The organism is Niallia sp. Kr1 (assembly GCF_050389805.1).
Lineage (GTDB): Bacteria > Bacillota > Bacilli > Bacillales > Cytobacillaceae > Bacillus_BD.
Genome location: NZ_CP130945.1, coordinates 2,029,132 through 2,053,516, shown reverse-complemented (window position 1 = coordinate 2,053,516; position 24,385 = coordinate 2,029,132). Strand labels below are relative to the sequence as shown.

General features: G+C 36.0%; 23 protein-coding genes. 6 read left to right on the top strand and 17 right to left on the bottom strand.

The annotated features are described in order from the left end of the window. Positions 1–980: 980 nt before the first annotated feature. The 3 genes from Q5760_RS10000 to Q5760_RS09990 all read right to left on the bottom strand — a co-directional run bounded on the left by Q5760_RS10000 (position 981) and on the right by Q5760_RS09990 (position 4,869). On the bottom strand, positions 981–1,928 hold the full coding sequence (locus Q5760_RS10000; RefSeq protein ID WP_428912037.1) for a metallophosphoesterase: 948 nt from the start codon (positions 1,926–1,928) through the stop codon (positions 981–983). Between the two features lie 753 nt (positions 1,929–2,681). After that, on the bottom strand, positions 2,682–3,986 hold the full coding sequence (locus Q5760_RS09995) for a phospholipase D-like domain-containing protein (protein WP_428912036.1): 1,305 nt from the start codon (positions 3,984–3,986) through the stop codon (positions 2,682–2,684). Positions 3,987–4,287: 301 nt separating this feature from the next. Next, complete coding sequence (locus Q5760_RS09990; protein ID WP_428912035.1) at positions 4,288–4,869, bottom strand: helix-turn-helix domain-containing protein; 582 nt, start codon at positions 4,867–4,869, stop codon at positions 4,288–4,290. 415 nt (positions 4,870–5,284) lie between these two features. Between Q5760_RS09990 and Q5760_RS09985 the strand changes: the two genes are divergently transcribed. The 3 genes from Q5760_RS09985 (at position 5,285) to Q5760_RS09975 (ending at position 6,532) form a co-directional block, all read left to right on the top strand. After that, complete coding sequence (locus Q5760_RS09985) at positions 5,285–5,758, top strand: hypothetical protein (RefSeq protein WP_428912034.1); 474 nt, start codon at positions 5,285–5,287, stop codon at positions 5,756–5,758. Between the two features lie 164 nt (positions 5,759–5,922). After that, on the top strand, positions 5,923–6,162 hold the full coding sequence (locus Q5760_RS09980) for a hypothetical protein (protein ID WP_428912540.1): 240 nt from the start codon (positions 5,923–5,925) through the stop codon (positions 6,160–6,162). 67 nt (positions 6,163–6,229) lie between these two features. After that, a complete protein-coding gene (locus Q5760_RS09975) occupies positions 6,230–6,532 on the top strand; it encodes a LysR family transcriptional regulator substrate-binding protein (protein WP_428912539.1) in 303 nt (100 codons plus the stop codon). A 519-nt stretch (positions 6,533–7,051) separates the two neighbouring features. On the opposite strand, the gene Q5760_RS09970 is transcribed toward Q5760_RS09975, so the two are convergent. From Q5760_RS09970 to Q5760_RS09950, 5 genes are read right to left on the bottom strand one after another with little or no spacing between them, the layout of a single operon-like run. Then, positions 7,052–7,963, bottom strand: coding sequence for a VOC family protein (locus tag Q5760_RS09970; RefSeq protein ID WP_428912033.1), 912 nt, complete (start codon positions 7,961–7,963; stop codon positions 7,052–7,054). A 22-nt stretch (positions 7,964–7,985) separates the two neighbouring features. After that, complete coding sequence (locus Q5760_RS09965) at positions 7,986–8,471, bottom strand: aromatic-ring-hydroxylating dioxygenase subunit beta (RefSeq protein ID WP_428912032.1); 486 nt, start codon at positions 8,469–8,471, stop codon at positions 7,986–7,988. Beyond that, entirely contained in the window at positions 8,464–9,735 is a 1,272-nt protein-coding gene (locus Q5760_RS09960; RefSeq protein WP_428912031.1) for an aromatic ring-hydroxylating oxygenase subunit alpha, read from the bottom strand. Before Q5760_RS09960 ends, Q5760_RS09965 begins: the two co-directional genes overlap by 8 nt. Before the next feature lie 14 nt (positions 9,736–9,749). Next, positions 9,750–10,781, bottom strand: a complete 1,032-nt coding sequence (locus Q5760_RS09955; protein ID WP_428912030.1) for an amidohydrolase family protein — start codon at positions 10,779–10,781, stop codon at positions 9,750–9,752. Positions 10,782–10,811: 30 nt separating this feature from the next. Further along, positions 10,812–11,588 (bottom strand): SDR family NAD(P)-dependent oxidoreductase, encoded by a 777-nt coding sequence (locus tag Q5760_RS09950; protein ID WP_428912029.1) that lies wholly within the window; start codon positions 11,586–11,588, stop codon positions 10,812–10,814. 274 nt (positions 11,589–11,862) lie between these two features. Here Q5760_RS09950 and Q5760_RS09945 point away from each other — a divergent pair, with 274 nt between their 5' ends. Beyond that, on the top strand, positions 11,863–12,666 hold the full coding sequence (locus Q5760_RS09945) for an alpha/beta fold hydrolase (RefSeq protein ID WP_428912028.1): 804 nt from the start codon (positions 11,863–11,865) through the stop codon (positions 12,664–12,666). 123 nt (positions 12,667–12,789) lie between these two features. Here the strand turns inward: Q5760_RS09945 and Q5760_RS09940 are convergent, their stop codons facing one another. Beyond that, complete coding sequence (locus Q5760_RS09940) at positions 12,790–13,764, bottom strand: bile acid:sodium symporter family protein (protein ID WP_428912027.1); 975 nt, start codon at positions 13,762–13,764, stop codon at positions 12,790–12,792. 326 nt (positions 13,765–14,090) lie between these two features. Between Q5760_RS09940 and Q5760_RS09935 the strand changes: the two genes are divergently transcribed. Continuing rightward, positions 14,091–14,978: a LysR substrate-binding domain-containing protein gene (locus Q5760_RS09935; protein ID WP_428912026.1), complete on the top strand. Its 888-nt coding sequence runs from the start codon at positions 14,091–14,093 to the stop codon at positions 14,976–14,978. Between the two features lie 309 nt (positions 14,979–15,287). Here the strand turns inward: Q5760_RS09935 and Q5760_RS09930 are convergent, their stop codons facing one another. The 8 genes from Q5760_RS09930 to Q5760_RS09895 all read right to left on the bottom strand — a co-directional run bounded on the left by Q5760_RS09930 (position 15,288) and on the right by Q5760_RS09895 (position 22,941). Then, positions 15,288–16,550: a benzoate/H(+) symporter BenE family transporter gene (locus Q5760_RS09930; protein ID WP_428912025.1), complete on the bottom strand. Its 1,263-nt coding sequence runs from the start codon at positions 16,548–16,550 to the stop codon at positions 15,288–15,290. Positions 16,551–17,117: 567 nt separating this feature from the next. Further along, entirely contained in the window at positions 17,118–17,336 is a 219-nt protein-coding gene (locus tag Q5760_RS09925) for an aspartyl-phosphate phosphatase Spo0E family protein (RefSeq protein ID WP_428912024.1), read from the bottom strand. 117 nt (positions 17,337–17,453) lie between these two features. Then, on the bottom strand, positions 17,454–18,359 hold the full coding sequence (locus tag Q5760_RS09920) for a VOC family protein (protein ID WP_428912023.1): 906 nt from the start codon (positions 18,357–18,359) through the stop codon (positions 17,454–17,456). A gap of 62 nt (positions 18,360–18,421) precedes the next feature. Next, positions 18,422–18,901: an aromatic-ring-hydroxylating dioxygenase subunit beta gene (locus Q5760_RS09915; RefSeq protein WP_428912022.1), complete on the bottom strand. Its 480-nt coding sequence runs from the start codon at positions 18,899–18,901 to the stop codon at positions 18,422–18,424. Further along, positions 18,898–20,178 (bottom strand): aromatic ring-hydroxylating oxygenase subunit alpha, encoded by a 1,281-nt coding sequence (locus Q5760_RS09910; protein ID WP_428912021.1) that lies wholly within the window; start codon positions 20,176–20,178, stop codon positions 18,898–18,900. Before Q5760_RS09910 ends, Q5760_RS09915 begins: the two co-directional genes overlap by 4 nt. 26 nt (positions 20,179–20,204) lie before the next feature. Continuing rightward, positions 20,205–21,203 (bottom strand): amidohydrolase family protein, encoded by a 999-nt coding sequence (locus Q5760_RS09905; protein ID WP_428912020.1) that lies wholly within the window; start codon positions 21,201–21,203, stop codon positions 20,205–20,207. A gap of 37 nt (positions 21,204–21,240) precedes the next feature. Beyond that, a complete protein-coding gene (locus tag Q5760_RS09900) occupies positions 21,241–22,017 on the bottom strand; it encodes an SDR family NAD(P)-dependent oxidoreductase (protein WP_428912019.1) in 777 nt (258 codons plus the stop codon). Between the two features lie 114 nt (positions 22,018–22,131). Further along, on the bottom strand, positions 22,132–22,941 hold the full coding sequence (locus Q5760_RS09895; protein ID WP_428912018.1) for an alpha/beta fold hydrolase: 810 nt from the start codon (positions 22,939–22,941) through the stop codon (positions 22,132–22,134). A gap of 329 nt (positions 22,942–23,270) precedes the next feature. Here Q5760_RS09895 and Q5760_RS09890 point away from each other — a divergent pair, with 329 nt between their 5' ends. Next, the gene (locus tag Q5760_RS09890) at positions 23,271–24,149 is read left to right on the top strand and encodes a LysR family transcriptional regulator (protein WP_428912017.1); all 879 of its coding nucleotides are present in this window, start codon (positions 23,271–23,273) and stop codon (positions 24,147–24,149) included. Positions 24,150–24,385 lie beyond the last annotated feature (236 nt).

The window sequence follows — 24,385 nt, the reverse complement described above, 5'->3', positions numbered from 1 at the left end:
AATTTTATTTGTGAAATATTTGCAAAATGCTGTATACAAGCTTCATTTAGTTTAATTCTTCCAAATACTTAAAGCAAACCAACTTCCTAAACAATAATTCATTTAATGTTTGTAGGATGATTTGTTGTCATATACTCTTGATGATTAAACCACATATTCGCTTCTCTTCTTCCATGTCCATCACACCCCATAGAAGTTGTTCAGAACTAATCGATGTAATATATGAAGATCAAATATTAGATGAAATCTCTTATGAAGAGAAAGGTTTAAAATACTATGAAGTTACCGAATTAAGTGAGTTAGATACCTATAATTTCTATGAATTTCTTAGACAGTATGCAAAATTAAATATGTAACATGAAACCATAACATACTTATAGAATAGGAAGTTATGGTCTTTTATTATAGATCCCTTAAAAAACCGAATATTATAACTTTTAATCGGCTATTAAAATATCTAAAATCCGAAAGTATAATGCTTCAAAACATTGATTATTCAAGGTTTTGAAGTTTGAATTTTTTTAAAAAGATATTTTTTTATAGAAGTTCTCTTTACATCTTAAAATATGCAAAAACATAGTTTTTCGGTGCCTGTCACAACCCGAATAATCTTGTTCCACAAAAATATTATTAGATAGTAAAAAGAGCCGATTCCTTCAATGAATACGACTCTTTAGTGTTAATTCCTTACAAGCTGTGCTACACACTCCACATGTGTGGAGTGCTGACGGTAGTATGAACCTCTCATGACTAAGTCACGAGTTTCAGGGTTGGCTCTAATGCACATGACCACTTGAGGCTGGGAACACACAGCCGCTATGCCATTGGCAAATGCCTGTAGCACTACTTTTCTTAAAATATTAGCTGCACCATTTATGTTAGCATTTAATAGAAGTCCCTTTCTTAATAACGACAGGAGTGATTCGATAAAACGTAGGGACGGTTCGTTTGCATTGCAAACCGGAACCGTCCCTACGTTTTTATTGGATTGTTAGAATACGATCAGTTTCGCGTCCAAAACCATCAATTTCTAGGCGATCTTTGTATATACGAAGAATGGAGTATGAATTGGTATCTGCGGTATCCACCATACCCTTAAGGTTTACATAGTGGATGCCATTTTTTACTCCATAATTTCCTGCATGATTATGTCCATTAATGTAAGCAACGACATTACCAGCAGCTTCAAGTTCTGCCATTACCGCATCGTCATTCCAAACATTATGTTCATTTGCAGGGTAAACAGGCATATGCGAGAAGACAACGACTTTTTCATTGGTTTGAGCCGCTTTTTTCAGGACACCGCGGAGCCATGTTAACTGTTCATCGCTTACTCCACCGTTCCATGTTTGCGCATTGATTTCATTATTGTTATTTAAAGTATTGTACATGGTTTGGGCTTGTTGATATTTCTCTGATCCGACTGGATTAGCGTAAAGACTAAGATCATTGGTATCAAGGAAGACAAAGCGCCAATTCTTATATTTGATATCATAATATTGATTCGGCATATCGAGAATATCTACTACTTTGTCTGATGTTACAGGAAAGTCATGGTTACCCAGAACATGATATTTCGGACCTTCAATCATATTGTAGAATGGTAGAACGGTTGAAAAGCTGGGAAGATCTCGGTCAATTAAATCACCCGTTTGAACAGTAAAATCAACGTCTTCTTGGTTAAAGGTTTTTGCAGCCTCCATAAGCTTGTCCAAAGAGTTGCGGTAGAAGCGAACACCGTTCACATCACAGTCGCAGTATTGCGCATCTGGAACAATTCCGATTTCGATTTTTGGTTTTTCTTCACTTTTTGCGAATGCAGAGGTAGTAGGACTTACAGCAGTCAGAGCCATTCCCAGTGCAGCGGCGGCAGTCAAACATTTTAGTTTGATTCTTAGTTTCAGTTTTCCTTTTTGTGAATTTAACATAAAAATTCTCCTTTCCCTAGTCCATCAATAGGTTTATTCTATTTAAATATTAACCTATTAAAATAAAGAAAAAAGGATATTTACTATATTTTAAAAGTATTTTGAAGAATTTACGTAACCTAATAAAATTCTTAAAAATAAATAGTTTTTAAGTCACTTTACCTTTTGTTTTCAATGTAAAAGGGCATATGAGGTACAAAAAAAAGTAGTACTTTTTCTTCTCGTGGTCCCTATAATCATCCTGTTCTTCGACGATAAAAAAAGGCTTTTCTTTATCTTCTGGTCTAATCGGGTGGTGACAGGTACAGGAATCATTTCTCAATTTGAATATGAAATTGCCTCGAATGAATAAGATTGATGAATAGAATGAATGGATTGAATCCATTTAATCATAATTTGATTGCCCAACAAGTGATTAAGTGGGACAAGTAATTTTATTTTATGTGTTGGGGTAACCTCCACTATCGTCTGAAAAGGAAAATTTCTTTGATGTAATTCCACTTTAAATAGTCCTTCATGTTCTGCCTTCACGTTTCGGGACTTTCACCCTAGAGATTACACCCATGCCGGGTGCACACACAAAAGCTGACATTCTAATTAGAATGTCAGCTTTTGTTGTTAGGACCTTGTCAATGACTTGGAAAAAATTTTTCACAACTATCAATCAATCCTTTTTTAAAAGGTTGTATTCAATAAGTTTGGTGTTTTTCGTGCAATTTAACTATACCTAACCTGAGTTTATTGAGTAGAGCCTTATAATAAATGCTGGAATAAACCCGTTATATAGGATAGTCCTTTTATACTGAATGATTTAAACCAACTTACTTTACCTGGTTTTAAGTTTGGGTCCTCTATATAAGACCCATCCTTTGCTACCTTTAAGCTCTTTTTAAAATACTGATTCATTTCTTTTTCGAGACTTTCGGTAAATTCGACGCTATCAATAACGACCATAGACTCAGTATTTAAAAACGCCGACCTGGAATCCATATTAAATGCTCCAATGGCACTCAATCGATGATCAAAGATAAATGTTTTGGCATGTATAGAGTCAGGTCCCTGATATTCCAATACATCTACACCCTTTTTTGCCATCCCGTTAATATGTTTAATATGTCCTGAATAGGCCATAACATTTGCTGTTGATGCTAACGAGTTCGTTAAAATCGTTATCTTTTCAGGAGGTACTTGTAACGTATCCATATAAGCAAGCATAGGTTTCGTTGGAATAACATACGGGCTTTGAATGACTATGGACTTTTTCGAATTCTTCATGAGATTCGTTAAATCATACCAAGCCCAAGGTTCTTTATTAAATCTTTGTATAGGATTATGAATAAAGGTGATATTTTTAGTAGGAAGGGACATTTTCACCCAATCATCATAACTAGCAAATAATTTTTTATCCGTTTTTTTCAAATTTTCTAGTTTCTGTTTTAATTGTTGATTGGCTTCTTTTGCTTTCTTTTGTTGGTGTGTGGATAGCTTATCAAAAGGAACTTTTGTAATGGGATGGTCCCAGACTTGGCTAAAATAGCCTTCCATTTGATGCAAAACACTGCCTTCCTTTGACTTGGGTTCCGTATTAATAATTAGAACATCTCGGTCATTCGTAGGGGATTTTTGACCTTCTTCAATAAAATAACGATCCCCGATATTTCTACCGCCGATAATGGCATACTTATGATCGATAATAAGTAATTTATCATGGAGTCGATTATTCCATGTCCAAGGCAGTAAAGGATTTAATGGTTCATAAAATTTCATTTCGATATTTGGATGATTGATTAAGGCGTATTGAACATCTTTCAGACTAAATCTAAGACCATGGAAAATTCCATCCAATAGGATTCTTACCTTTACACCACGATCGGCCGCATCCAATATCATTCCTAACAATAAATCAGTAATATATCCTTTATGAATCGCATAATAGGAGACGTCAATAGTTTCCTGTGCATTTTCGATTAAGTTAACACGTGCAAGACCTGAAAACATTTTTTCTTCCAATAGAATCACACGATCCTGTGACGCCTCATTTCCATAGAATCTTTCCACTCTATGCTGTTCCTTATAAGTGCTACTAACCTGCGGATGGTTATCTTTAAAAATAACGATGCCGAATATGGTACTATACATTAAATAAAAAATGAGAATAATAATAGCCGTTTTCCTAACCTTTTTTATCGAATTTACCTCCTTTCTAACACCTGTAAATCCCCATTAGTTTGTCCAAAAGTTTTTACAATATCATAATCGTGCCTGTCACTCCCCGAAAAATCTTTGTTCCACAGGGTGTTTCATAGATGAAGTTGATTGAAAATTCATCTGTCACTTTTTAAAATGCTGAGTAGACAAGTCATGTCCTTTGTCTGCATGAAAATAAGGCTGTGCAGTTTGAAAAAAACCTTTGTTTACATAATCTGGTAGAAAGCTCGTGTCTAATGGTTTCCCAATCTGTGGTTTTATTTATCGTGTCATTGACTTGATGATTCTTCGTTAGACTTCTAGCTGTCTTATGTATGTGCCTTTCATTTGTTTGGATATTTTCATTCAAAGGTGTTGTTGTATGTATGTTTAAGCTTGACTCCTCTTTCATTAGCAATGGTCGATGATCCGTAACAGTATGACATTTAGGTTGACTGACCTTCTTTTCGATAGTACGACTTTGTTTTTTCTCACAGAGTGAGCTTTGTTTATTCTCTGCTTTATTAGGAGTGACAGGTGCAGTGCCATCTAGGAGTGACATCGGCTGCAAGAATGAATCCATCGTTTCAAAAGGTTGGATCACATAAAGGTTGACACCCTGTTTTCCATTCATTCGAGCCGTTGGAATTTTTTTAAGGAATCCAAGATATTCTAACGTTTTCACAGCACGAATTACCGTCCTGCGACTTACACCCACCGTTTCAGAAATCGTTTCATATTTCGCAAATGACACCCCAACGAACGGCTTGGTCCATTTCCTCAATGGTTTTAAAAGATTGATAGGTTTTGATTGTGTCATAGTTCAGCTTTTCCATTTTGAATTATTCCTCCTGCTGGGACCTTATAGTAAGGGTAAAAACATATTCTTCTACAACCCAATCTATAAAAAGAAACAGGTCTTGTACAATTACTTAATAACGCGAAACTGCATAGAAAAACACCAAATACGGGGTGAATTGGGTGTTTTTTAGGCTATTAAAACAAAAAAGGGTAACATTTATTTAAATTATAATCGAGATGTAGAAAGACATAAGATGAACAAGGTAATCCAAATCATGGCAAAAATGAATCATTAACAGTAGCCATACGAAGTTTTGAAAAAACAGGTGGTATGATATAATGATTGAATTAAAATACTTGGAGGTCCTATGCTTACTTTTGAAGAAAAATTATCGATTATTGAGTCTTTCCCAGAACTGGAGAGAAAAAATGTGTCTATGGGAAGAATTAATTTTCATTATGAAGCCAGCGCATCCGATAAAAAGAATGTCGTCTATCATTTACATTCGAATGGGAATGGTTTTGTATATGGAGCAGAATTAAATGGTTATGAGAAAAATGATAAAGGGATGGTCAACATCCGTGATTTTTCTGAAGATGAACTTCGAACCATTATTCAAAAATCCATTCTCTCGTTAACGCCAAAAACATCCACTAAAGCGCCTATTATGGAGGAACAAAAGGAAGAAAAATGGATCAACCAGGATCATCAGACCTTGATTCTTGTGCAAGAAGAGGATATGTGGAGTGTATATGCGGGCCTCAATTTAGATGGAGCTTTCAACTCTTATGGTGAAGCTGCAGAATATCTACATGAGGAAGGATTTACTAGATTTAGTTAAGAAATATACATTCCCATGCTTTTCGCAGAAATGTTTCAAGGGGAGTCAAATCGGACCCCTTATTTTATATAGCAGAATTTTTATATAAAAAATTGAGGAGGGTACAATTGGATCAAAAACAGTTGCAGGATAAAATCATCGAAAACTACCAAAGTGAGGAGAAGATGATGATTCTCATCTTTGCCCAGTGGTGCATCAATCATGATCTTGTTCCTGAAGAAGTCTACCTACGTGCTTATCCTGATCAAGAAGCTAACCAAATTTTGAAAGAGGCGTTAGAATTAACTGTGCCTAAAGAAGAAGCAGGTGAAGTAAAGGATCAAACCTTGCTTGAAGTATTATCCTTGTTCGGAAATGACGACCTTGCTTTTATCGTAACCGAGGAAATGAACAAGCGGAAATAATGAGTCAGGGGGACAGGTTGTTAAGGGAAACATGGGGACGGTTCTCTTGTTTCCCTAATTTTTTCCAATTATATTAAAGTATCGTTTTTCAAATAGTAACTTATTACACTTTAATACCTTGTTTAAAGGAAGAATGTACGTGTGCGTTAATAAAGATTCATCCATTGCCTATAAGGAAACGGAAACACTTGAAGATTTAAAGGATCAGAAATTCATCATGCATAGAATCACAAAGCCAATCTACATGGATATGGTAGAGCGATTCGGACATATTAAAATATTATTCGAAACCAATAATACAGAAACGATAAAAAAGGCGATTGCTGAGGGGATTGGGATTAGTTGTATGTCAGAATTTAATTTAATTTAATAGACGATGAGAGAATTAAAAATGGTCAAATTGTTGCCATTCCGTTAATAAACTATGAAAAATCCAACTTAACCTGTGGTTATATTCGCACGAAGAAGAGATATTTTTCATAATCTGCAAGAAACTTTTTAAAAATTATCAACTCGATGGATTTTTGATCGTTATAATCAGAACTTTTTCTTCAAAATTTAACATAGACCTTCAACTCTCCTAAAACAATTTTTAATAACCACTTTATGGCATAACTTATAATTTTAATAAACACTTAATAGATATCTCTTTGTATTAAGGACAAACCTTCTACACCTCTAAACATTCATTTCGTTAAAGGAATTTTTTATCAATATTTTGCTGAACAAGACCTGCAATATTGTTTGTATACAAAAAACTTGCCATTTACGGCAAGTTTTTTGCTAAGTTAAACGATATGGTTATGGCGAAGTCATGCGATAATTTAGCTTAACGTTTTAAAATTTCATTTTAAAATTGAAATTCTACTAGACTTTCTACTTACTTTCATTAACTGATAATCGTATCTTTAATCCCCTTCTCAATTTTTCCAGTAGAAGCAAATTTAGGATCTGGCTTTCCTCCCCATCGATCTAGGGTATGCATCCCTGGTTCAAGGATACGGAAGTCCCTCCCATTTTCTTCAGGAATTTCTTCCATTCCAAAGCTATATTCCAATGTCATACCATCTGGATCTAAGTAATAGAAAAAGATACTTGTTGATGGCTCATGACGCCCAGGACCAAAAACATCTTGAACCCCCGCATTTAAAATGCGATTTCGCGCAATTCCAATATCATCAATATCTGTTACCATAAAGTTCACATGGTGCAATTTCGTTTCTTTGTTGTGAATTAAGGCAAACGAATGGTGTAACGGGTTCGGGAAGCAGCGTAACCAATAGTTTTCACCAAGTTGGTCAGAAATTCTAAAATTCAATACATTCACAAAGAAATCTAGCGCATCATCAATCTCACGTACATTAAGTACGACATGACCTATACGTTGAATTTTTGTGTGTCTAGGCACAAAATCTTTTACCATAAACATCATTTTACTATAATACTCAAGTTGTAAACCTGTATTTGGTTCCGTAATGCGGAAAGTCGTACCCTGTTTTAATTCTCGTAGTTCTTCCTTTGATACTTCTTCTGGCTGAAGTCCTTTTTTCACAAAGGTTTGGTAGGCAATTTCCAGATGTTCATCATTCTCCACTTCAAAGCCCACTCGTTTTAAACCTGGTTCACCATTAGTTGGATAAAGGACGACATTATGGTGATCATTACTGCAGCGAAAAAAGGAAGGACCATTCTCATGTTTTTCAACCAACTGTAAACCGACCATTTCTTCATAAAATTTAGTAGATTCCTCTACATTACTCACATTGAGTGCCACATAACCTAACTTTTTATATCGAAACATCAATTTTTCACTCCTTTATCTACTATAAAATAAAGCTAATTTTTCCTTGTGGACGTAAACTGTCTAGTTTTAAGATCACTTTCTTTTCTTCAATCTTTAATTCGTTTTCTTCCAAGACCAGTGTATACTCCAATACTCCAACATAACTATCTAACATCTCTCTTTTCGTTCGATATGCAGTAAAATTACACCTAACTAGTAACCTACCATTTTCTTCATCATAATCTTTTAAACGTATATTATGGAGATTATGAACAACGTTAGAATGTGGATATTCGACATGGGCTTCTTTTCTTAACAATCTCTTTGCTCGTTGAGTTAATCTTGCATGATCATCGTGAACCAAATAGAGTGATTTTGTTTCATCTGCTTCGGGATTACCAATCGGTGGAATTAAATACTTCCCTTTCTCGGTAAAAAGTGAAGCCCACTCTTCCATCTTCCATTGATCAAGTAACTCGCATTCATAATATAAGAAATCTTCAATTCTTCGATATAAATTATCCATAATGTCCGCCCCTAACTACTTCTTTTGTCATCATTTTGTTATATCTTCTCCAAAATGCCCGAATCTGTTCTTCATCCGTTGAACCTGGTTTATCTTTATTCATTCCCTTAGAAATGTCATTCCACTTTACTTCCTTATTGCTTCTGAAACCTTGTTGACATAACTCCAACGCTTCGTTATCATCAGGTGTAGCAAAGCCACCAGGTCCCAAAAACTCTAGAAAGTTATCATTTCTTCGTTTACGAATTTCTTCATTTTCTTCTTTCGGTGCAAGAGAATATCCAGTTACTTCCATATAATCTGGTGAAATGGGATTAAATGTACGAATCGTAATGGCCATAATATCATTAATCACTAAATTAGGGAAAATCATAATATTACGGTTATAATTCGCGATGCGATCTGCTCGCTCAGGTCCGAACTTCTCTGTTAATCTCTTTTGAATCTTCTCAATTTCCTTCTTTCCATCTTCTCCCCATGCAGGCATCCACCTTGCTACAGGTCTTCCCCATGCACTTGTATATTCAATAACTGCATGGCCGTTGCCTAAGTCTTTCCCATATCCTTCATAATCACCATTGGATAATTCTCCACCTCGTGTAGACACAATATCAAAATACGTTTTATGTGTAGGAATCCCGTGATAACCATCCACACTATTTTCAGCCAATAACTTCCAATTAGCTCGAACACTGTATTCTTGAGGATCGTTTAATACTTCCATTCCTAATTCCGATTGATCAGCTACTAAATCAATGTACTCTTTAGCTCCTCCTAAGTAATCTTCTAAGGAATTAGCCAATTTATCAAAGTTTACAAACACAAATCCTCGATAACTCTCAACTCGATATACTTCTTGTAAATTTTTCGTGCCATCATGATTAAAATGTTCGGAGAAAGAATCTTTACCCGGCATCCCTACTAATTCACCGCAATTATCAAAACTCCAGGCATGATAAAAGCAGCGAAATACCTTCGTATTTCCACCTTTTTCACGACAAACCATTGCACCACGATGAGGACAAGAGTTATAAAACACTCGTATTTTTTCATCTTTTCCTCGACTAAAGAGCAGTTCTCTTCCCCCTACTTTTCGTCTTTTAAAATCACCTTTATGGGGAAGTTCAGACTCATGCCCGATATATAACCAACACTTATCAAAAATTTCTTGTTTCTCTTTCTCTAATATTTCCTGTTCTGTAAATACACGTCGATCTACTAAAAACTCACATCTTTCTTGATTTTCACGAATGTAACTCTCCATTCTATTTTCCTCCCTTAATGAGAAATTGGATTCTTTGCACCCCTTATATACTGAATATTAAAAAAACCAATGGCGTTTTGCGACTGAATCTGTTTTTTCTGATCTTCCGTAAGTTCCATTTGCTCCAACCAGTGACCTGGATTTTTTTCCCGTATTGAAAAAGGATAGTCAGAGCCTATCATCAGTTGCTGTGAACCAAATTTACGAATTAAATAATCAACTGTATCCACATCATACACTAAGGTATCATAGTAAATTTTCTTAGCGTAATAAGAAGGAGGCTTTGGAATAATCTTTTGTATATCCTCCATCGTTGTCCATCCATATTCTAATCGAGGCAAGATGGACGAAAACGAACCGCCACCATGGCTGGAATATATTTTTAAATTCGGAAACCTTTCAAGAATTCCCCCTGTAACAAGAGAACCGAGTGCAAAAGCATTTTCAGTTGGAAACCCGATCAGATTGGACATGATCGGTGATCCGACATGTCGGTCACTTCCAAAAGGGTGAAGAGCATGAACAAAAATGATCATTTGCTGGGCTTCTGCTTCCGCAAAGAAAGAATGAAACATGGGATCACCGATCGATTTCCCATTAATATGGGTACCGATTTCTATCCCTTTAAGGCCAAATTCGTGCTTCAATCCTCTTAATTCTTTTGCTGCCAATAAAGGATCTTGAAGCGGTACCATTCCTAAGCCAATAAAACCTTTGGGATTATTCTGGATGAATTCAGATAATTGTCCGTTTATTGATCGTGAAAATTCCAAGGTATCCTTTGGTTCGAACCAATAAGACAATAATTCAGGCATTGGCGATAGAACCTGCATATCGATTCCCTCAAAATCCATCTCTGCAATACGTCTATGTGGACTCCAGCATTGATCTGTGATCGTCCTAAAATTTTTACCAGAGATCATTACGTGTTTATGATCTTCATGACCGCATACACATTGGAGAACAGGCCAACGATCACTGCCACTCCGATTCTTCATGGAGGGTAATTGTTCGGGAACAAAATGTGTATGGACATCAATGATCATCAACGTCACCTCCATTTTTAATTTTTAAATTTAGAGCATTGTACTTCCACCATTCACACTAATAACCTGTCCTGTAATAAATCTTGCAGGATCCGTAGCTAAATACCATACTGCATCTGCAATTTCTTCTACATAAGCTCCTCTGCCTTTTGGGATGATATCCACATATTTTTTTGCTAATTCAGGGTCCTTTTCCCTTACTCTATCCAGTGGTTCTGATTCTACCGCTGGTGGCGCAATCGTATTGACGGTTATATCATAACCAGCGAATTCTCTTGCAAGCCCAGTTGTTAACGCATGGACTCCACCTTTTGCTGCATTATAAGCTGCGTGATCCCAGAGACCGTTCCTCACAGAATCTGCTCCGATATTAATGATTCTCCCATAGTTTTGCTCAACCATATGAGGTAGTGTTTTATAACAAGCCCATAGAGTCGTCCATAAATTTCGATCAATAGTCGTTTTTAGTGTTTCAGGTGTATGGGAGAGAAAAGGTAATATAACGCCACCACCCGCATTATTAACAAGAATATCAACCTTTCCAAACCGTTCTATCGTTCTAGTAATGAGCTTATCTACATTCTCCTCTTTAGATAGGTCACCTGAAAAATAATCTACATCCTTTTGAGTAATAGCCGCCAGATCTTTTGCCGCTTTTCTTGTTCGTTCTTCATCCGTACCGGTTACTACTACCAATGCTCCTTGTTCTGAAAGAGCCTTCGCAATTCCGTAGCCTATCCCTCTAGCAGATCCTGTGACAATCGCAATTTTCCCTGAAAGTGAGTGATTTTGCTGATTCATTTCCATTCACACCACTCCTTTTTATTAGAATCATCAAATGACAAAACAATTAATTTAATTTTTAAAATATTTAGTAAATAATGACTTACCTTTAGTATAATTTCCCTACCCTATATAGACAAATTGAAAATATTTTTTCACAGATGGTGTAAAATAGAATATTTTGATTTGCTCCTAAACGAAAGGAACACCTATAATTAAATTGTAGATTGAATATTCTATAAATTTATTTCAGCTAGATTTTAGCTCGAAGTAAATTTATAAAATTGGGGGATTGGAAATGGCAGTTGAAAAATTTATTCAAACAAATCAATATCAAACTCATTATTGGGAATTGGGGTCTGGTGATCCTCTCATTCTATTACATGGTGGAGGCGCTGGTGCAGACGGATGGGGCAATTGGAATCAAGTATTAGAACTTTATGCTGAACAAGGTTATCGAGTGATTGCATATGATGCGATTGGTTTTGGAAAAACAGACAAGCCCAACCCGAAAGAATTTAAGTATGACCATCAAGCACGTGTCGATCAATTACTAGCTTTTATTGATGCATTAGGATTTGAAAAGGCGAGCGTAATAGGTAATTCTATGGGTGGTTTAACAAGTTTAGGAGCTGCCATCCAAGCACCAGAAAAAATTGATAAATTGATTTTAATGGGTACAGGAAAGCCTGCTCAACAATCAAATGGTATGAAAGCACTCATTAATTACAATATCGATTACGATGCTATGTATAACATTGTCAAACACTTAACGAATCCTAATTTCCAAGTAAATGAAGAATTAGTAAATTATCGTTTGCAATTAACAAAACAGCCAGGGGCACTAGAATCCTATGGAGCGATTATGCAAGGAATTCTCGATTATGAGTTTGATCAGAAGGAACTCGAACAAATTCAACATAAAACCTTTATCGTTCATGGAACATTAGATAATATGGTACCACTTGAAAGATCCTATCAATTACTGGACACTTTACCAAATGCTTGGATGTACGTTATCCCTCATTGTGGGCACTGGGCAATGATGGAATATCCTGAGGAATTCTCAAGAGTCACAAATGATTTTATAAAAAACCATTAAGTCTCATTTGCTTCATAAAAACCCCTAACTTGGAAATGATCCAAATTAGGGGTTTTCTCTTTCTTTTAACAACGACTAGGATTGTTACTCTTTTTCTATTTTTGACATAACCTATTTACAAATCTATTGTACTGATTCTATGACATTCGAATCGGTATTAATGGTGAACTTATATTTAAATAGATTAGCGACTAAAGCTCCTAATGTGAGATTAACGATCATATTTGCAACAGAAGGTACAGCAGCTATTGAATTAATATGTTGCATAGCAAGAGTTGCCGCTAAAGCCGTATTACAGATTCCTGTATGAAAAAGAATAGCCCGACAGTTCTTTTCTTTAAGTTTAAAAGCTTTTGATAGAAAATATCCTAAAAACATTGGTATCGAAACCTGCAGGAAAACAGCGATAAAAATAATAGGTAACCATTCAAGATTTTGTTGTAGACTTGATTGGGCATTAGAAACAACGGACAACACGACGATAAACAAAGCTAACATGGATAGAATCGACGTATATGGGGTAATCACTTTTACTTTTTCTGACCATTTCCATTTTAGAAAAACCCCTAAAAAAAGCGGAATAAAGACGACGTAGATAATATTTAAGAACAACGACCAAAAATGAATCTCAATAAACTTCCCCGCAAACCATTGCATAAGAGATGGAGTTAATAGCGGTGAAATGATCGTGTCAACGGTTGCCATAGATAAACTTAAAGCTACTTCCCCACCAGCAATCATCGAATATAGATTTGCCGATGTACCGCTTGATACAGATCCAGCTAAAATAATACCTGCTGCTAAATCAGGGTTATCCGCAAAAAAGAGATAGGCTAATAAAATAGAAATACCAACCGAAATCACCCATTTCAATGTAACTCCGATCATGGAAGGTTTTGGGTTTTTAACAACAGAGATTAAACTGTCAATTGATAGAGTCATTCCCATTAATAAAAAAATCACTCCAAGAGCCAAACTAGTTAAGTTTCGGATCGATACAAATAGCTCCGGTATGAGGTAAGCAATGACAGCACAACATAAAATCCATAGTGGTAAAAATTTTGATATAACTGCAATAACTGGTTGTAAAAAACGCATTTCTCTTCCTCCTAAATTCTTTAAGATTTTTCAAAATTCGATTATGCAACATATTCGGTTCACAATTTTCAGAAATTTGGTACAATAATAATAGTGATCCTTTATTCTTTTATACGAATTTTTATATGGTAATTCATAATTATATTATAATTCAATCATTTATAAACAACGAATTAAAATAATTTTTCTAAAAGTAATCGGTATAAATTTTTTCTATTTTCAATCGTTTTTGAGGAGAAATAAATGCTATGTGACTGGAAAGTTGCTTATCCCCTTTTATTAAGTCGTTCTAATTCAATCTGATAGAAAGCGGAGGAAATGAATATATGGACAAAATGCAAATTGAGACCTTTTTAAAAATTGTTAAATCTAAAAGTTTTTCAAAGGCAGCAGATGAATTAAAAATTACACAACCAACAGTAACTGCAAGAATAAAAAACTTGGAAAATGAATTAAATTGTAAGCTCTTTAAAAAAGAAGGAAAAGATATGGTTGTCACAAAAGAAGGTGATCTCTTTATTGAATATGCAAGCAAAATTCTACATTATATGAATCAGTCCATAAACGTGATTGATCAATCCAAAACCCCAATAATCCATGTCGGATTCTGTCCAGGTTTAGCTTCTTCCTTTATGATAGAAACCATTGGCACACTTAAAAATGATCTTACTTTATCCATAACAGAAGGTGAGGATTCTGATGTATTAATGGCACAGGTAAAAAGAGGAGAACTAGATTTAATTTTTGTTAGAAATTTAGTTTCTACTGATCCTGAGCTCGTTTCTGAATTACTCTTTGAGGATAAATTTGTGTTAATTATGGGTACCGAACATCGATTAGTCGAGAAGGAATCCGTTACTTTGGATGATTTAATGTATGAAACGTTAATCTGTTATAGTCCTACCCATCCAGTCTGGCAAAAAATTGATCAAAAGTTAAAAGGGATAACAGATTTACATCGCATCCAAGTGAAAAATAATGATACATTGAAAACATTTGTGAAAAATAATTGGGGTATAAGCTTTTCGCCCTCGCTTGGAATTGATGAAAACGAGATGAATAAAATTATTTCAAAAGAAATGCGCGAAATTAGCGATATTCCAAATGAAGTCTATGTAGTCTACCGAAAAAATGCGCCCACCGAAAAATATATCAAAAAAATGGTTTACTCATTTATTAACCATGGCATCGTAAAGAGCAAGATTACTGTATAGAGTATACGAAAATTGAAAGTTACACCACAACAAAAAATAGGCTGTTTCATAATATAGTATGAATCAGCCTTTTTATCGTTCTACGATATTTTTATTACGTATTTTAACATATTAAGTAATAAATAGACGCAATATTCAAACTGTATTTCGATAAATATCTCCCAGTCTATCTATTAAACAGAGCAACCATCTTCTATGTTTTCTTTTTTTACCATTAAAATAAAGGACTGTTTCATGACCAATTGGTATGATACAGTCCTTTTTTTATATTAAATCTTTAATAGTTAATAAAGAAACAATAGGATACGTTTAAATACTATTTGTTTCTACAGATTCGTTGACCTGTTTAACCGAAACTGCTTGTTTTTTAAATTGAAAATCTTTCGCTTCAACAACTAAGGAAATAATAAAGCCAAAGACTAATGCCCAAAAGGATGAACCGATTCCAAGTATAGTAATTCCTGAAGCGGCAATTAAAAAGGAGAATAAAGCTCCAATTTTGAAGGTAGGTGCTGCTAACGCTCCACCAATTGTAGAAATCAATACCCTCACTAATGCTAATCCTGCAACAATGGCTACTAAGTAACCAGGAGTAATTTCAAATAACTTAACTAAAGATCCATAAAAAGGGGCAGATACTAGAAAAATAATTCCAATCGTCACAGCACTTACCCATCTACCCTCAATTTTTCCTGATTCTGGTGATCCAGTAATCCCTGTCATCGGTGCGGCAATACAGACACTGTGCAAACAGAAAAAGGAAGCTACCATTGTTCCGATACCGTTAGCAGCAGTAATTCCATTAACTGGTACGTTTTTAAACCCAGATGATTGAAGTAATCCCGCTCCAGCAGGAGTCTCCATGCCAATTAATATAACTGCTAACGGAAGACCATATGCGAGAAATCCATCAAGGGTAAATTGAGGAAGGACAAAAGTTGGATAGTCTACTGAAAATGTGATACTAGAAAAATCAACCCCGCTAACGATTACATAAATGATTCCTACTAATAATGAAGCAAGTACTGCTGGAAATTTAGGTATTAATCTGGTTACAATAATAAATGTACCAATCATTAGCAAAGCTGGTAAAAAAGCATCTTGCAATGGAGTAACAAGGTTTAAACCAAATTTCAATAAGATTCCCCCGATCATTCCCATGACAATCGGCATAGGAATAAATCGGATAATCTTACCCATGTATCCCGTTCTACCAACAATAAGAGAAATAATTCCTGCTATTAGAGTAGCTCCCATTGTTGGACCTAATCCGACTGCTGGGATCGCAGCAGCAAATAACAAGGCTCCCGGTATAGAAGTAGCCATTGGTATTGGTACGCGATAATAAGTCGGAACGATGATGCTAAAAATTCCACATAAGAGATACATACTAGTCACCCATGCCATAATAACATCCGTACCAAGACCAGCCGCGACGCCTGCACTGATCATAACGACCCCTGCGCTTAGTCCAAAAATCCCTGCTGCAATTCCTGTACTGACATTATTTACATTAATATCTCTTCCAAAATCACGTAATGAATGCTTAAACCCAACACCTTTTTCAATCATATCTCGCTCTCCTTTAATTTGAATTGATAACATAAAAAGTCTAAATTAATAAATATTGTTAAAAATGTTTCAAAGGTCTGTTTCATAGATCAACGAATATGAATACGTTTTCAATTGTCACCTACTTTCGTAATATTCATAACTTAATTATAATTCACTCTACTTTATAGATCGAATTAAAATAGGTTTTAAAGAGAAGCGTCGAAATAAAAAACTTCTATTTGACTTTCGTTCAAAAAACATTAATTTCAATAAAATGTTTTTATCGATCATTAATTACTTTAGTACTTATACACTAGAAAAATGGTCTATGGAAAAATTTCAAAAAAAACAATTAAGGCATCATCATAGTTGGATGATGCCTTGCCATAAATATTAACATTGATCGTTCGTTTGCATTAACTGGCTTTTTCTATACATATTTAGGTAAGGAAAAGAGAGTAGGTTCAAACCTAAAGTTTTTAAAAAATAACCCTTTATAAAAATATTTTCTATACAAAGGGTAATCGACAAGTCACTGTGACTTGTCGATTAACCAAATCAGGGGACAGATACCTTGATTCAGTGTTAACCATAAGGTTTGTAAACCACTTGTTCTTTCCCCAAAACTTCATTACTATGTAATGAAGTTTTATTATTTTTGAATTGCCGTTTTTGATACATCACAATGTATCGATCTAATTCCTGACTGCAACAAAGAGTTTCATGACTATTAATCCCTTTTGTTTCAGCTATTTGAACCAATTTAATTTTTAAGTCATTGATCTTGTTTTCGATCTCATCCATCTCTTATTATCTGACTCCAAAAATGCGAGTCAAGATACAGGTGTCTTGACTCGATTTGTCTTTGATATTGTAAGGTGTCCGAGGTACGAGTGACGGTCCCATACCTCTGTCCCATAATCAGTTATCTATGGTGCTTAAAGGGCTTTCGATTTTCCCTTTTGAAGCGAATCGAGGGTCTGGTTTTCCCCCCCAGCGATCTAGAGTCCATGGACTTGTTTCTAGCATTCGAGCATCCCTAGGGTTTTCCTCAGGGAATTCTTCCATGCCAAAGCTATATTCCAATGACATTCCATCTGGATCGAGGAAATATAAGAAAATACTTTCGGAAGGTTCATGTCGGCCTGGACCAAATACAATCGGAATTTCGCTGTTTGCAATCCGGTTTCGAGCGATTCCAATATCATCAATGTCTGTCACCATAAAGTTTACATGGTGTAGTTTATTTTCATTACTTTTAATCAACGCTAATGAATGGTGGTATGGATTTGGATAGCAGCGCAGCCACGCATTATCGCCTAATTGATCGGAAACTTCAAAGTTTAGCTTTTCTGAAAAGAACTTTAACGTACTTTCAACATCCACACAATTTAATACGAGATGACCAAGACGCTGTATTCTAGTATGTTTTGGTACAAAAGCCTTGACCATATACATCATTTTGCTATAGAATTCAATTTCTAACCCCGTATTCGGTTCAACGATACGGAAGGATCTTCCTTGTTTTAATTCTTTTAACTCTTTTTCAGAAACTTCTCGTGGTTCTAACCCATTTTTCACAAGCTCTTCGTAACAAATTTCTAGCTGTCGGTCGTTTTCCAGCTGGAATCCTACTCTTTTAATTCCTGCAGTTTCTGCTGGGTATAAAATAATATTATGATGGTCATTGCTGCATCGCAGGAAAGACATCCCTTTGTCATTCTTTTCAACCAATTGTAACCCCAGTACTTCATCATAAAACTTTGTAGAATTTTCAATATCACTCACATTTAACGCTACATACCCAATTTTTTTATATCGAAACATAATAATCTCCCCTATCTTTTTTATAAATTAAATTTTAACAACAAACTTTCCGTGAATAACCTTTATAAAATAAGACTCACTTTTCCTTGTGGACGTAAACTATCAATCTTTAACACTACTTTCTTTTCCTCAATCTTAAGTTCACCATTTTCTTCAACTAATTTGAATTCTAGAACACCAATAAAAGGATCAAGAATTTCTCTTTTGGATCGATACGTAATGAAATTACATTTCACATTGATCGAATCGTTATCATGATGAGAGATTCGAATATTGCTATAGTTTCTCATCGTAGTTGAATGCGGATATTCCACATGTGCCTCTTTTTTTAATAACCGTTTTGCTCTTTGTTCAAGTCGTGCTCGATCATCATGAACAAGATATAAAGATTTAGTAAAATCCGCATTTGGATTACCAATTGGTGGAATGAGATAAGAACCCTTCGAGGAAAATAAAGCGGCCCATTCCTCTAATTTCCACTCATCCAATAGCTCAGCTTCTCTGTATAAGAAGTCCTCTATTGTTTGGCGTTTAATATTCATATCCCTACACTCCCTTCTTCTGGTTTCAATTCTGCATTCGAAATGAGCTCATCATACTTTCTCCAAAAACCACGCATTTGCTCCTCATCATTTGAAACCGGTTGCTCCCGAATCATTCCCTTTGAAATATCATTCCATTCCACTTCTTGATTGTTCAAAAATCCTTCCTGACACAGCTCAAGTGCCTCATTATCATCTGGTGTAGCAAATCCGCCTGGCCCGATAAATTCTAGGAAGTTATCATTTCTTCTCCGTCTAAAATCCGGATTTTCCGCTTTTGCAGCTAAAGCATAGCCTGTTACTTCCATATACCCAGGTTCGATTGGATTAAATGTTCGAATCGTGACTGCCATAATATCATTGATGACTAAGTTAGGAAAAATAAGGAGATTACGATTTTTTCTCGTAATTCGTTCAGCTCTCTCTTTTCCAAATCTACTTTCTAACTTGCGTGTGATTTCCTCGATTTCTCTTTTCCCTTCTTCTCCCCAAGCAGGAATCCATTTCCCAACAGGTCTTCCCCATGGAGCGGTGTATTCTACAACAGCATGTCCGTTACCGAGATCAAGTCCCACGCCTTGTAAATCATCCTTCGACAATTCTCCCCCGCGAGTTGCTACGATATCAAAATATGTCTTATGTGTGGGCATACCGTGATAGGAATCTACACTATTTTCAGCTAATAACTTCCAATTCGCTCGAACACTATATTCCTGCGGGTCTAGCAATACTTCAATTCCTAGCTCGGATTGATCCGCAATTAAATCAATGTATTCCTTTGCATTTCCTAAATACTCCTGGAGTAAAATCGCATTGTTATCAAAATTGACAAATACAAATTCACGATAGGATTCCATTCTCGTAACTTCTTTTAAATTTTTAGAGCCATCGCAATTAAAGGTCTCTGAAAAGCCATCTTTTCCAGGCATCCCCACTAATTCACCATCATTTTTAAAGCTCCACGCATGGTAGAAGCAGCGAAATACCTTTGAATTCCCTTTTTCTTCACGAACAACCAATGCGCCGCGGTGTGGACATGAGTTGTACAACACTCGAATCACTCCATCACTGCTACGAGTAAATAAGAGATTTCGTCCACCGACTTTTCTTCTAATAAAATCGCCATTATTTGGGATTTCAGATTCATGACCGACAAATAACCAACATTTACTAAAGATTTCTTTTTTCTCTCGCTCAAAAATCTCCTGATCGGTAAAAACACTTCGATGAACTTTAAATTCAGGCTTTACTTTATTCTCAACAACTAACTTTTCCATCGTAACTCCTCCTAAAATTTAATAATTCATAATATTTTGAAAATATTTGCTGCATTTTTATACAAAATCATTTCTTTCTCTTCCTGACTAATGTTCAAATCATCAATCCAATAGCCTGGGTCTTTCTCTCGGATTAAAAAGGGATAATCCGAACCAATCATTAATCTACTAGATCCAAACTGACCGATTAAATAATGAAGCGTGTTGATATCATAAACCAAGGTGTCATAGTAGATTTTCTTAGCATAATAGCTTGGCGGATGAGGGATAACCTTTCTGATTTCCTCCATCCTTTCCCAGCCGAATGTTAATCGAGGCAATAGAGTAGAGAAAGTTCCTCCTCCATGGCTGATATAAATCTTTAAGTTGGGAAACTTTTCTAACACTCCCCCCGTAATCAACGAGGATGCAGCTAAAGCATTTTCAGTTGGAAACCCGATGAGAGCCGATAAAGCTGATGGACCAATGATTCGTTCCTTTCCAATTGGATGAAGCGCATGGACAAAGATTGTCATCCCCTCCGCTTCTGCCTCTGCAAAAAATGGATCAAAAAATGGATCGCCGATCGATTTGCCATTAATATTTGTTCCAACTTCTACCCCTTTTAATCCAAACTCATTTTTTAAGCGTTTCAATTCTTTTGCAGCCAATTCAGGATCTTGTAGTGGGACCATCCCAAGACCTAAAAATCGGGCAGGATCGTTTTGGATAAAAGCTGATAGCTCAGCGTTGATAGAACGAGAGAATTCGAGAGTATCCTCGGCCTTAAACCAATAGGATAATAATTCGGGCATGGGAGATAACACTTGAACAGTTACATCCTCATGATCCATATCCTCGATTCTTCTTTGAGGACTCCAGCATTGGTCGGTAATCGTGCGAAAATTTTTACCTGAAATCATGATCTGCTTATGATGAGATTTCCCGCACTGACATTTTGTCGCAGGCCAACGATGATCTCCTAAGCGGTCTGCCATTGCTGGTAAAACCTCAGGAACAAAGTGGGTATGAACATCAATTTTCACTTTTATTCACATCCCTTCTATTCTGTTTTCATAGAAATTAAAGCATGGTTGATCCTCCGTTAACACTGATGACTTGGCCAGTTATAAAAGAGGCTTCTTGTGTAGCTAAATACCAAACCGCATCTGCCACCTCTGCTTCATAGGCGCCTCTGCCTTTTGGAATGATCTCAATCATTTTACTCGCCATTTCCGGCCGTTTTTCTTTATAGATCTCTAACGCTCCTGATTCAACCGCAGGCGGAGCCACTGTATTGATCGTAATATCATATTGTGCAAACTCCCGCGCTAACCCGGTTGTTAAGGCATGTACACCGCCTTTTGCTGCGTTATAGGCTGCATGCTCCCATAGTCCATTTCGGACAGAGTCAGCACCAAGGTTAATAATTCTCCCATATTTTTGCTCAACCATAAATGGAAGAACCTTATAGCAGGACCATAGGCATGTCCAAAGATTGCGATCAATGGTCGTTTTTAACGTTTCTGGTGTCTGCTCTAGAAATGGTTTTATGACTCCACCCCCGGCATTATTGACTAGGATGTCGATTCTTCCCCATTTATTGATTGTTTTTTCAACCATTTCTGAAACATTCTCTTCTACTGAGAGATCCCCGACATAATAATCGATCTTTGCCCCCGTTTGTTCAGCGATTTCATCCGCGGACGTTTTTGTTCTCTCTTGATCGGTCCCCGTTACAAGTACGCTAGCACCTTCACGAGCTAGGGTTAGCGCAATCTCTTTCCCGATTCCCCGTGCTGAACCTGTAACAATGGCCACTTTTCCTACAATGGAATGCTTCTTTGTATTCATTTCCATCCATCACAACCCCCTTAATAAAGTCAACTGAATTCGCTTACATTTGACAATTTTTATAAGGTGAGGCTGTCTGTGTTATCTTTCCTCTTGTATTTAGACAGCCTCTCAATTTTATTAGTTACGCAGGAAGAAATTTTCACAAAGCTGAGCAAATTCATCTTTTTTCTCAATTTGAGTCCAGTGTCCACATTTTGAGAAAATATGAAGCTCTGAGTTTGGAAGTAATTCTAAATAACGTAAACTAGTTTCTTTGTAAGGAACGACGATATCATCCTTGCCATGAACCATTAAGACGGAATGCTCAATTTCTTTAAGCTGCTCCTCTGGGATCGCTAAGCTATTCAGTTTCTCTTGACGAGGCTCTGCAAACATTTTCGAGAAAGCTTCCTGTAATCCTGGTTGAATGCTTGCCTCATAACGTAATTGCGCTAATTCGTCTGTCGCAAATTCTTGATTATAGGCAAAGATTTCTAGCAATCTCTTCATATTTTCTACACTTGGCTCATAGCCCCATACTTTATCTAAGCCATATGTCAGTGTAAACGGTAGACCTGCTGCCCCCATTAACACCATTTTGCCAACTAAATCAGGTCTTTTATTGGCGATATGTAAGGCCAATGCGCCACCTAATGAATTACCGATAATATGAACGCGGCTTTCGCCTACTGCCTCAACGAACTGAATCAAATGGTTTACCCATGTTTCCACACCATACTCGATATTTTCAGGTCTTTCCGTATAACCGAAGCCAACAATATCGGGTGCATAGACATGGAAATTTTCAGATAGTCTTGGAATAATCAGTCTCCAATTCGCCTCAGCTGTCACTCCTGGGCCTGAACCATGAATTAATAGAATCGCTTCCCCTTCTCCGCTTTCATGATAATGTGTAGAAATCCCATTTACGTCAATATGTTTAGACATTTAAATTCCCCCTTCTATTCGTTTTAATCATTTCCTTCTTTTCGTCAAAATCGTAATCGCATACAATTCCCTGCCAACGAAGCTAGACAATTAGTTGTACTTTACAACAGCCTAGATTAAAATAATAATAAGATAATTTAATAGATTTAGATTTTATTTAATTTTCTATTTATTTATCTTAGTTTCATTATAGGATCATACTTGATAAAAATCTAACTGAAAAAACTTAGCGCTAGAATCGTTTCCTCTAAGTTTTTCCTTTAGATCTATCAAACAGGAAAAAGTCCTATGTTTCACATTTAAAAGATAAACACATCGGGAGTGATTTTATGGATACGGTACAATTAGAGACGTTCTTTGCGGTGATCACCCATAAAAACTTTTCCAGGGCAGCCGAAGCGCTAAATGTATCACAGCCTACTGTATCAGCCAGAATAAAGAATTTAGAATATGAACTTGCGTGTAAATTATTTGAGAAGGACGGGAAAAATGTCACTCTATCAAAAGAAGGGAAAATCTTTCTTGAGTACGCAAAAAACATAATGGCAAATATGAAGCACTCGTTAGAGGCTACCCGACATTCTAAATATCAGCATATTAAAGTTGGCTTTTCCCCAGCCTTTTCCTACTCTTATTTTACCGAACTAATCAACTCTATTTTGTCTATTGAGAATATTGAGGTATCTATCTATGAAGGGAAAGATTCACTATCCTTGAATGAAATGTTTATGGATAGAGAGCTAGACCTTATCTTCACTAGAAACTCTTACACTCAACAGCCGGATATCGTTTCAGAGTTTTTATTTGATGGTCAACTGGTTTTGATTTGCGGTAAAAACCATCACTTTATGGATAAAGAGATCATTCTACCCGAAGACCTGGAAGGTGAAACCTTGATATGCTATCAGCGCCACACGGCGATATGGGCAGAAATCGAAGAACAGCTTGTGGGCGTTCCGAATATTAAGAGATTTGAAGTAGGAAATAACGAAATGGTCAAATCGATTGTTGGCAGCGGGATTGGAGTCGGCATCACAACCGCACTGTCCCTTAATGAATATGACCGAATGAAAGTAGAGACAAAACAGCTAAAAAAAATCGACATGATCCCAAACAACATCTATGTACAATATCGAAAAAACTCACTCATCGAGGAACCCGTAAAAAAAATCATCTACTCTGTTATCAATCATGAAATCCAACAATGACCCGAGGAGATAATGACGCGAAACTTCATAGAAAAACACCTAATTTTTCGGGGTGAATTGGGTGTTTTTAAGGTTATTAAAACAAAAAAAGGTAACATTTATTTAAATCAAAATCGAAATACAGAAAGACAAAACACGAATAAGGTAGTCCAAATCGTGGCAAAAATAATCCCAGTGATTAGAGAATGCCGCGAATAGCCTGTAATCACAGCAAATTTCCTGAGGATCCAGAAAAA

Excerpts from the sequence above, each read along its gene's own strand:
- Q5760_RS09970 (WP_428912033.1), bottom strand. The coding sequence starts at position 7,963 with ATGTTTCGATATAAAAAGTTAGGTTATGTGGCACTCAATGTGAGTAAT.
- Q5760_RS09925 (WP_428912024.1), bottom strand. The coding sequence starts at position 17,336 with ATGGATGAGATCGAAAACAAGATCAATGACTTAAAAATTAAATTGGTT.
- Q5760_RS09915 (WP_428912022.1), bottom strand. The coding sequence starts at position 18,901 with ATGAATATTAAACGCCAAACAATAGAGGACTTCTTATACAGAGAAGCT.
- Q5760_RS09935 (WP_428912026.1), top strand. The coding sequence starts at position 14,091 with ATGGACAAAATGCAAATTGAGACCTTTTTAAAAATTGTTAAATCTAAA.
- Q5760_RS09945 (WP_428912028.1), top strand. The coding sequence starts at position 11,863 with ATGGCAGTTGAAAAATTTATTCAAACAAATCAATATCAAACTCATTAT.
- Q5760_RS09965 (WP_428912032.1), bottom strand. The coding sequence starts at position 8,471 with ATGGATAATTTATATCGAAGAATTGAAGATTTCTTATATTATGAATGC.
- Q5760_RS10000 (WP_428912037.1), bottom strand. The coding sequence starts at position 1,928 with ATGTTAAATTCACAAAAAGGAAAACTGAAACTAAGAATCAAACTAAAA.
- Q5760_RS09900 (WP_428912019.1), bottom strand. The coding sequence starts at position 22,017 with ATGGAAATGAATACAAAGAAGCATTCCATTGTAGGAAAAGTGGCCATT.
- Q5760_RS09950 (WP_428912029.1), bottom strand. The coding sequence starts at position 11,588 with ATGGAAATGAATCAGCAAAATCACTCACTTTCAGGGAAAATTGCGATT.
- Q5760_RS09980 (WP_428912540.1), top strand. The coding sequence starts at position 5,923 with ATGATGATTCTCATCTTTGCCCAGTGGTGCATCAATCATGATCTTGTT.
- Q5760_RS09940 (WP_428912027.1), bottom strand. The coding sequence starts at position 13,764 with ATGCGTTTTTTACAACCAGTTATTGCAGTTATATCAAAATTTTTACCA.
- Q5760_RS09960 (WP_428912031.1), bottom strand. The coding sequence starts at position 9,735 with ATGGAGAGTTACATTCGTGAAAATCAAGAAAGATGTGAGTTTTTAGTA.
- Q5760_RS09890 (WP_428912017.1), top strand. The coding sequence starts at position 23,271 with ATGGATACGGTACAATTAGAGACGTTCTTTGCGGTGATCACCCATAAA.
- Q5760_RS09985 (WP_428912034.1), top strand. The coding sequence starts at position 5,285 with ATGCTTACTTTTGAAGAAAAATTATCGATTATTGAGTCTTTCCCAGAA.
- Q5760_RS09930 (WP_428912025.1), bottom strand. The coding sequence starts at position 16,550 with ATGATTGAAAAAGGTGTTGGGTTTAAGCATTCATTACGTGATTTTGGA.
- Q5760_RS09910 (WP_428912021.1), bottom strand. The coding sequence starts at position 20,178 with ATGGAAAAGTTAGTTGTTGAGAATAAAGTAAAGCCTGAATTTAAAGTT.
- Q5760_RS09955 (WP_428912030.1), bottom strand. The coding sequence starts at position 10,781 with ATGATCATTGATGTCCATACACATTTTGTTCCCGAACAATTACCCTCC.
- Q5760_RS09920 (WP_428912023.1), bottom strand. The coding sequence starts at position 18,359 with ATGTTTCGATATAAAAAAATTGGGTATGTAGCGTTAAATGTGAGTGAT.
- Q5760_RS09895 (WP_428912018.1), bottom strand. The coding sequence starts at position 22,941 with ATGTCTAAACATATTGACGTAAATGGGATTTCTACACATTATCATGAA.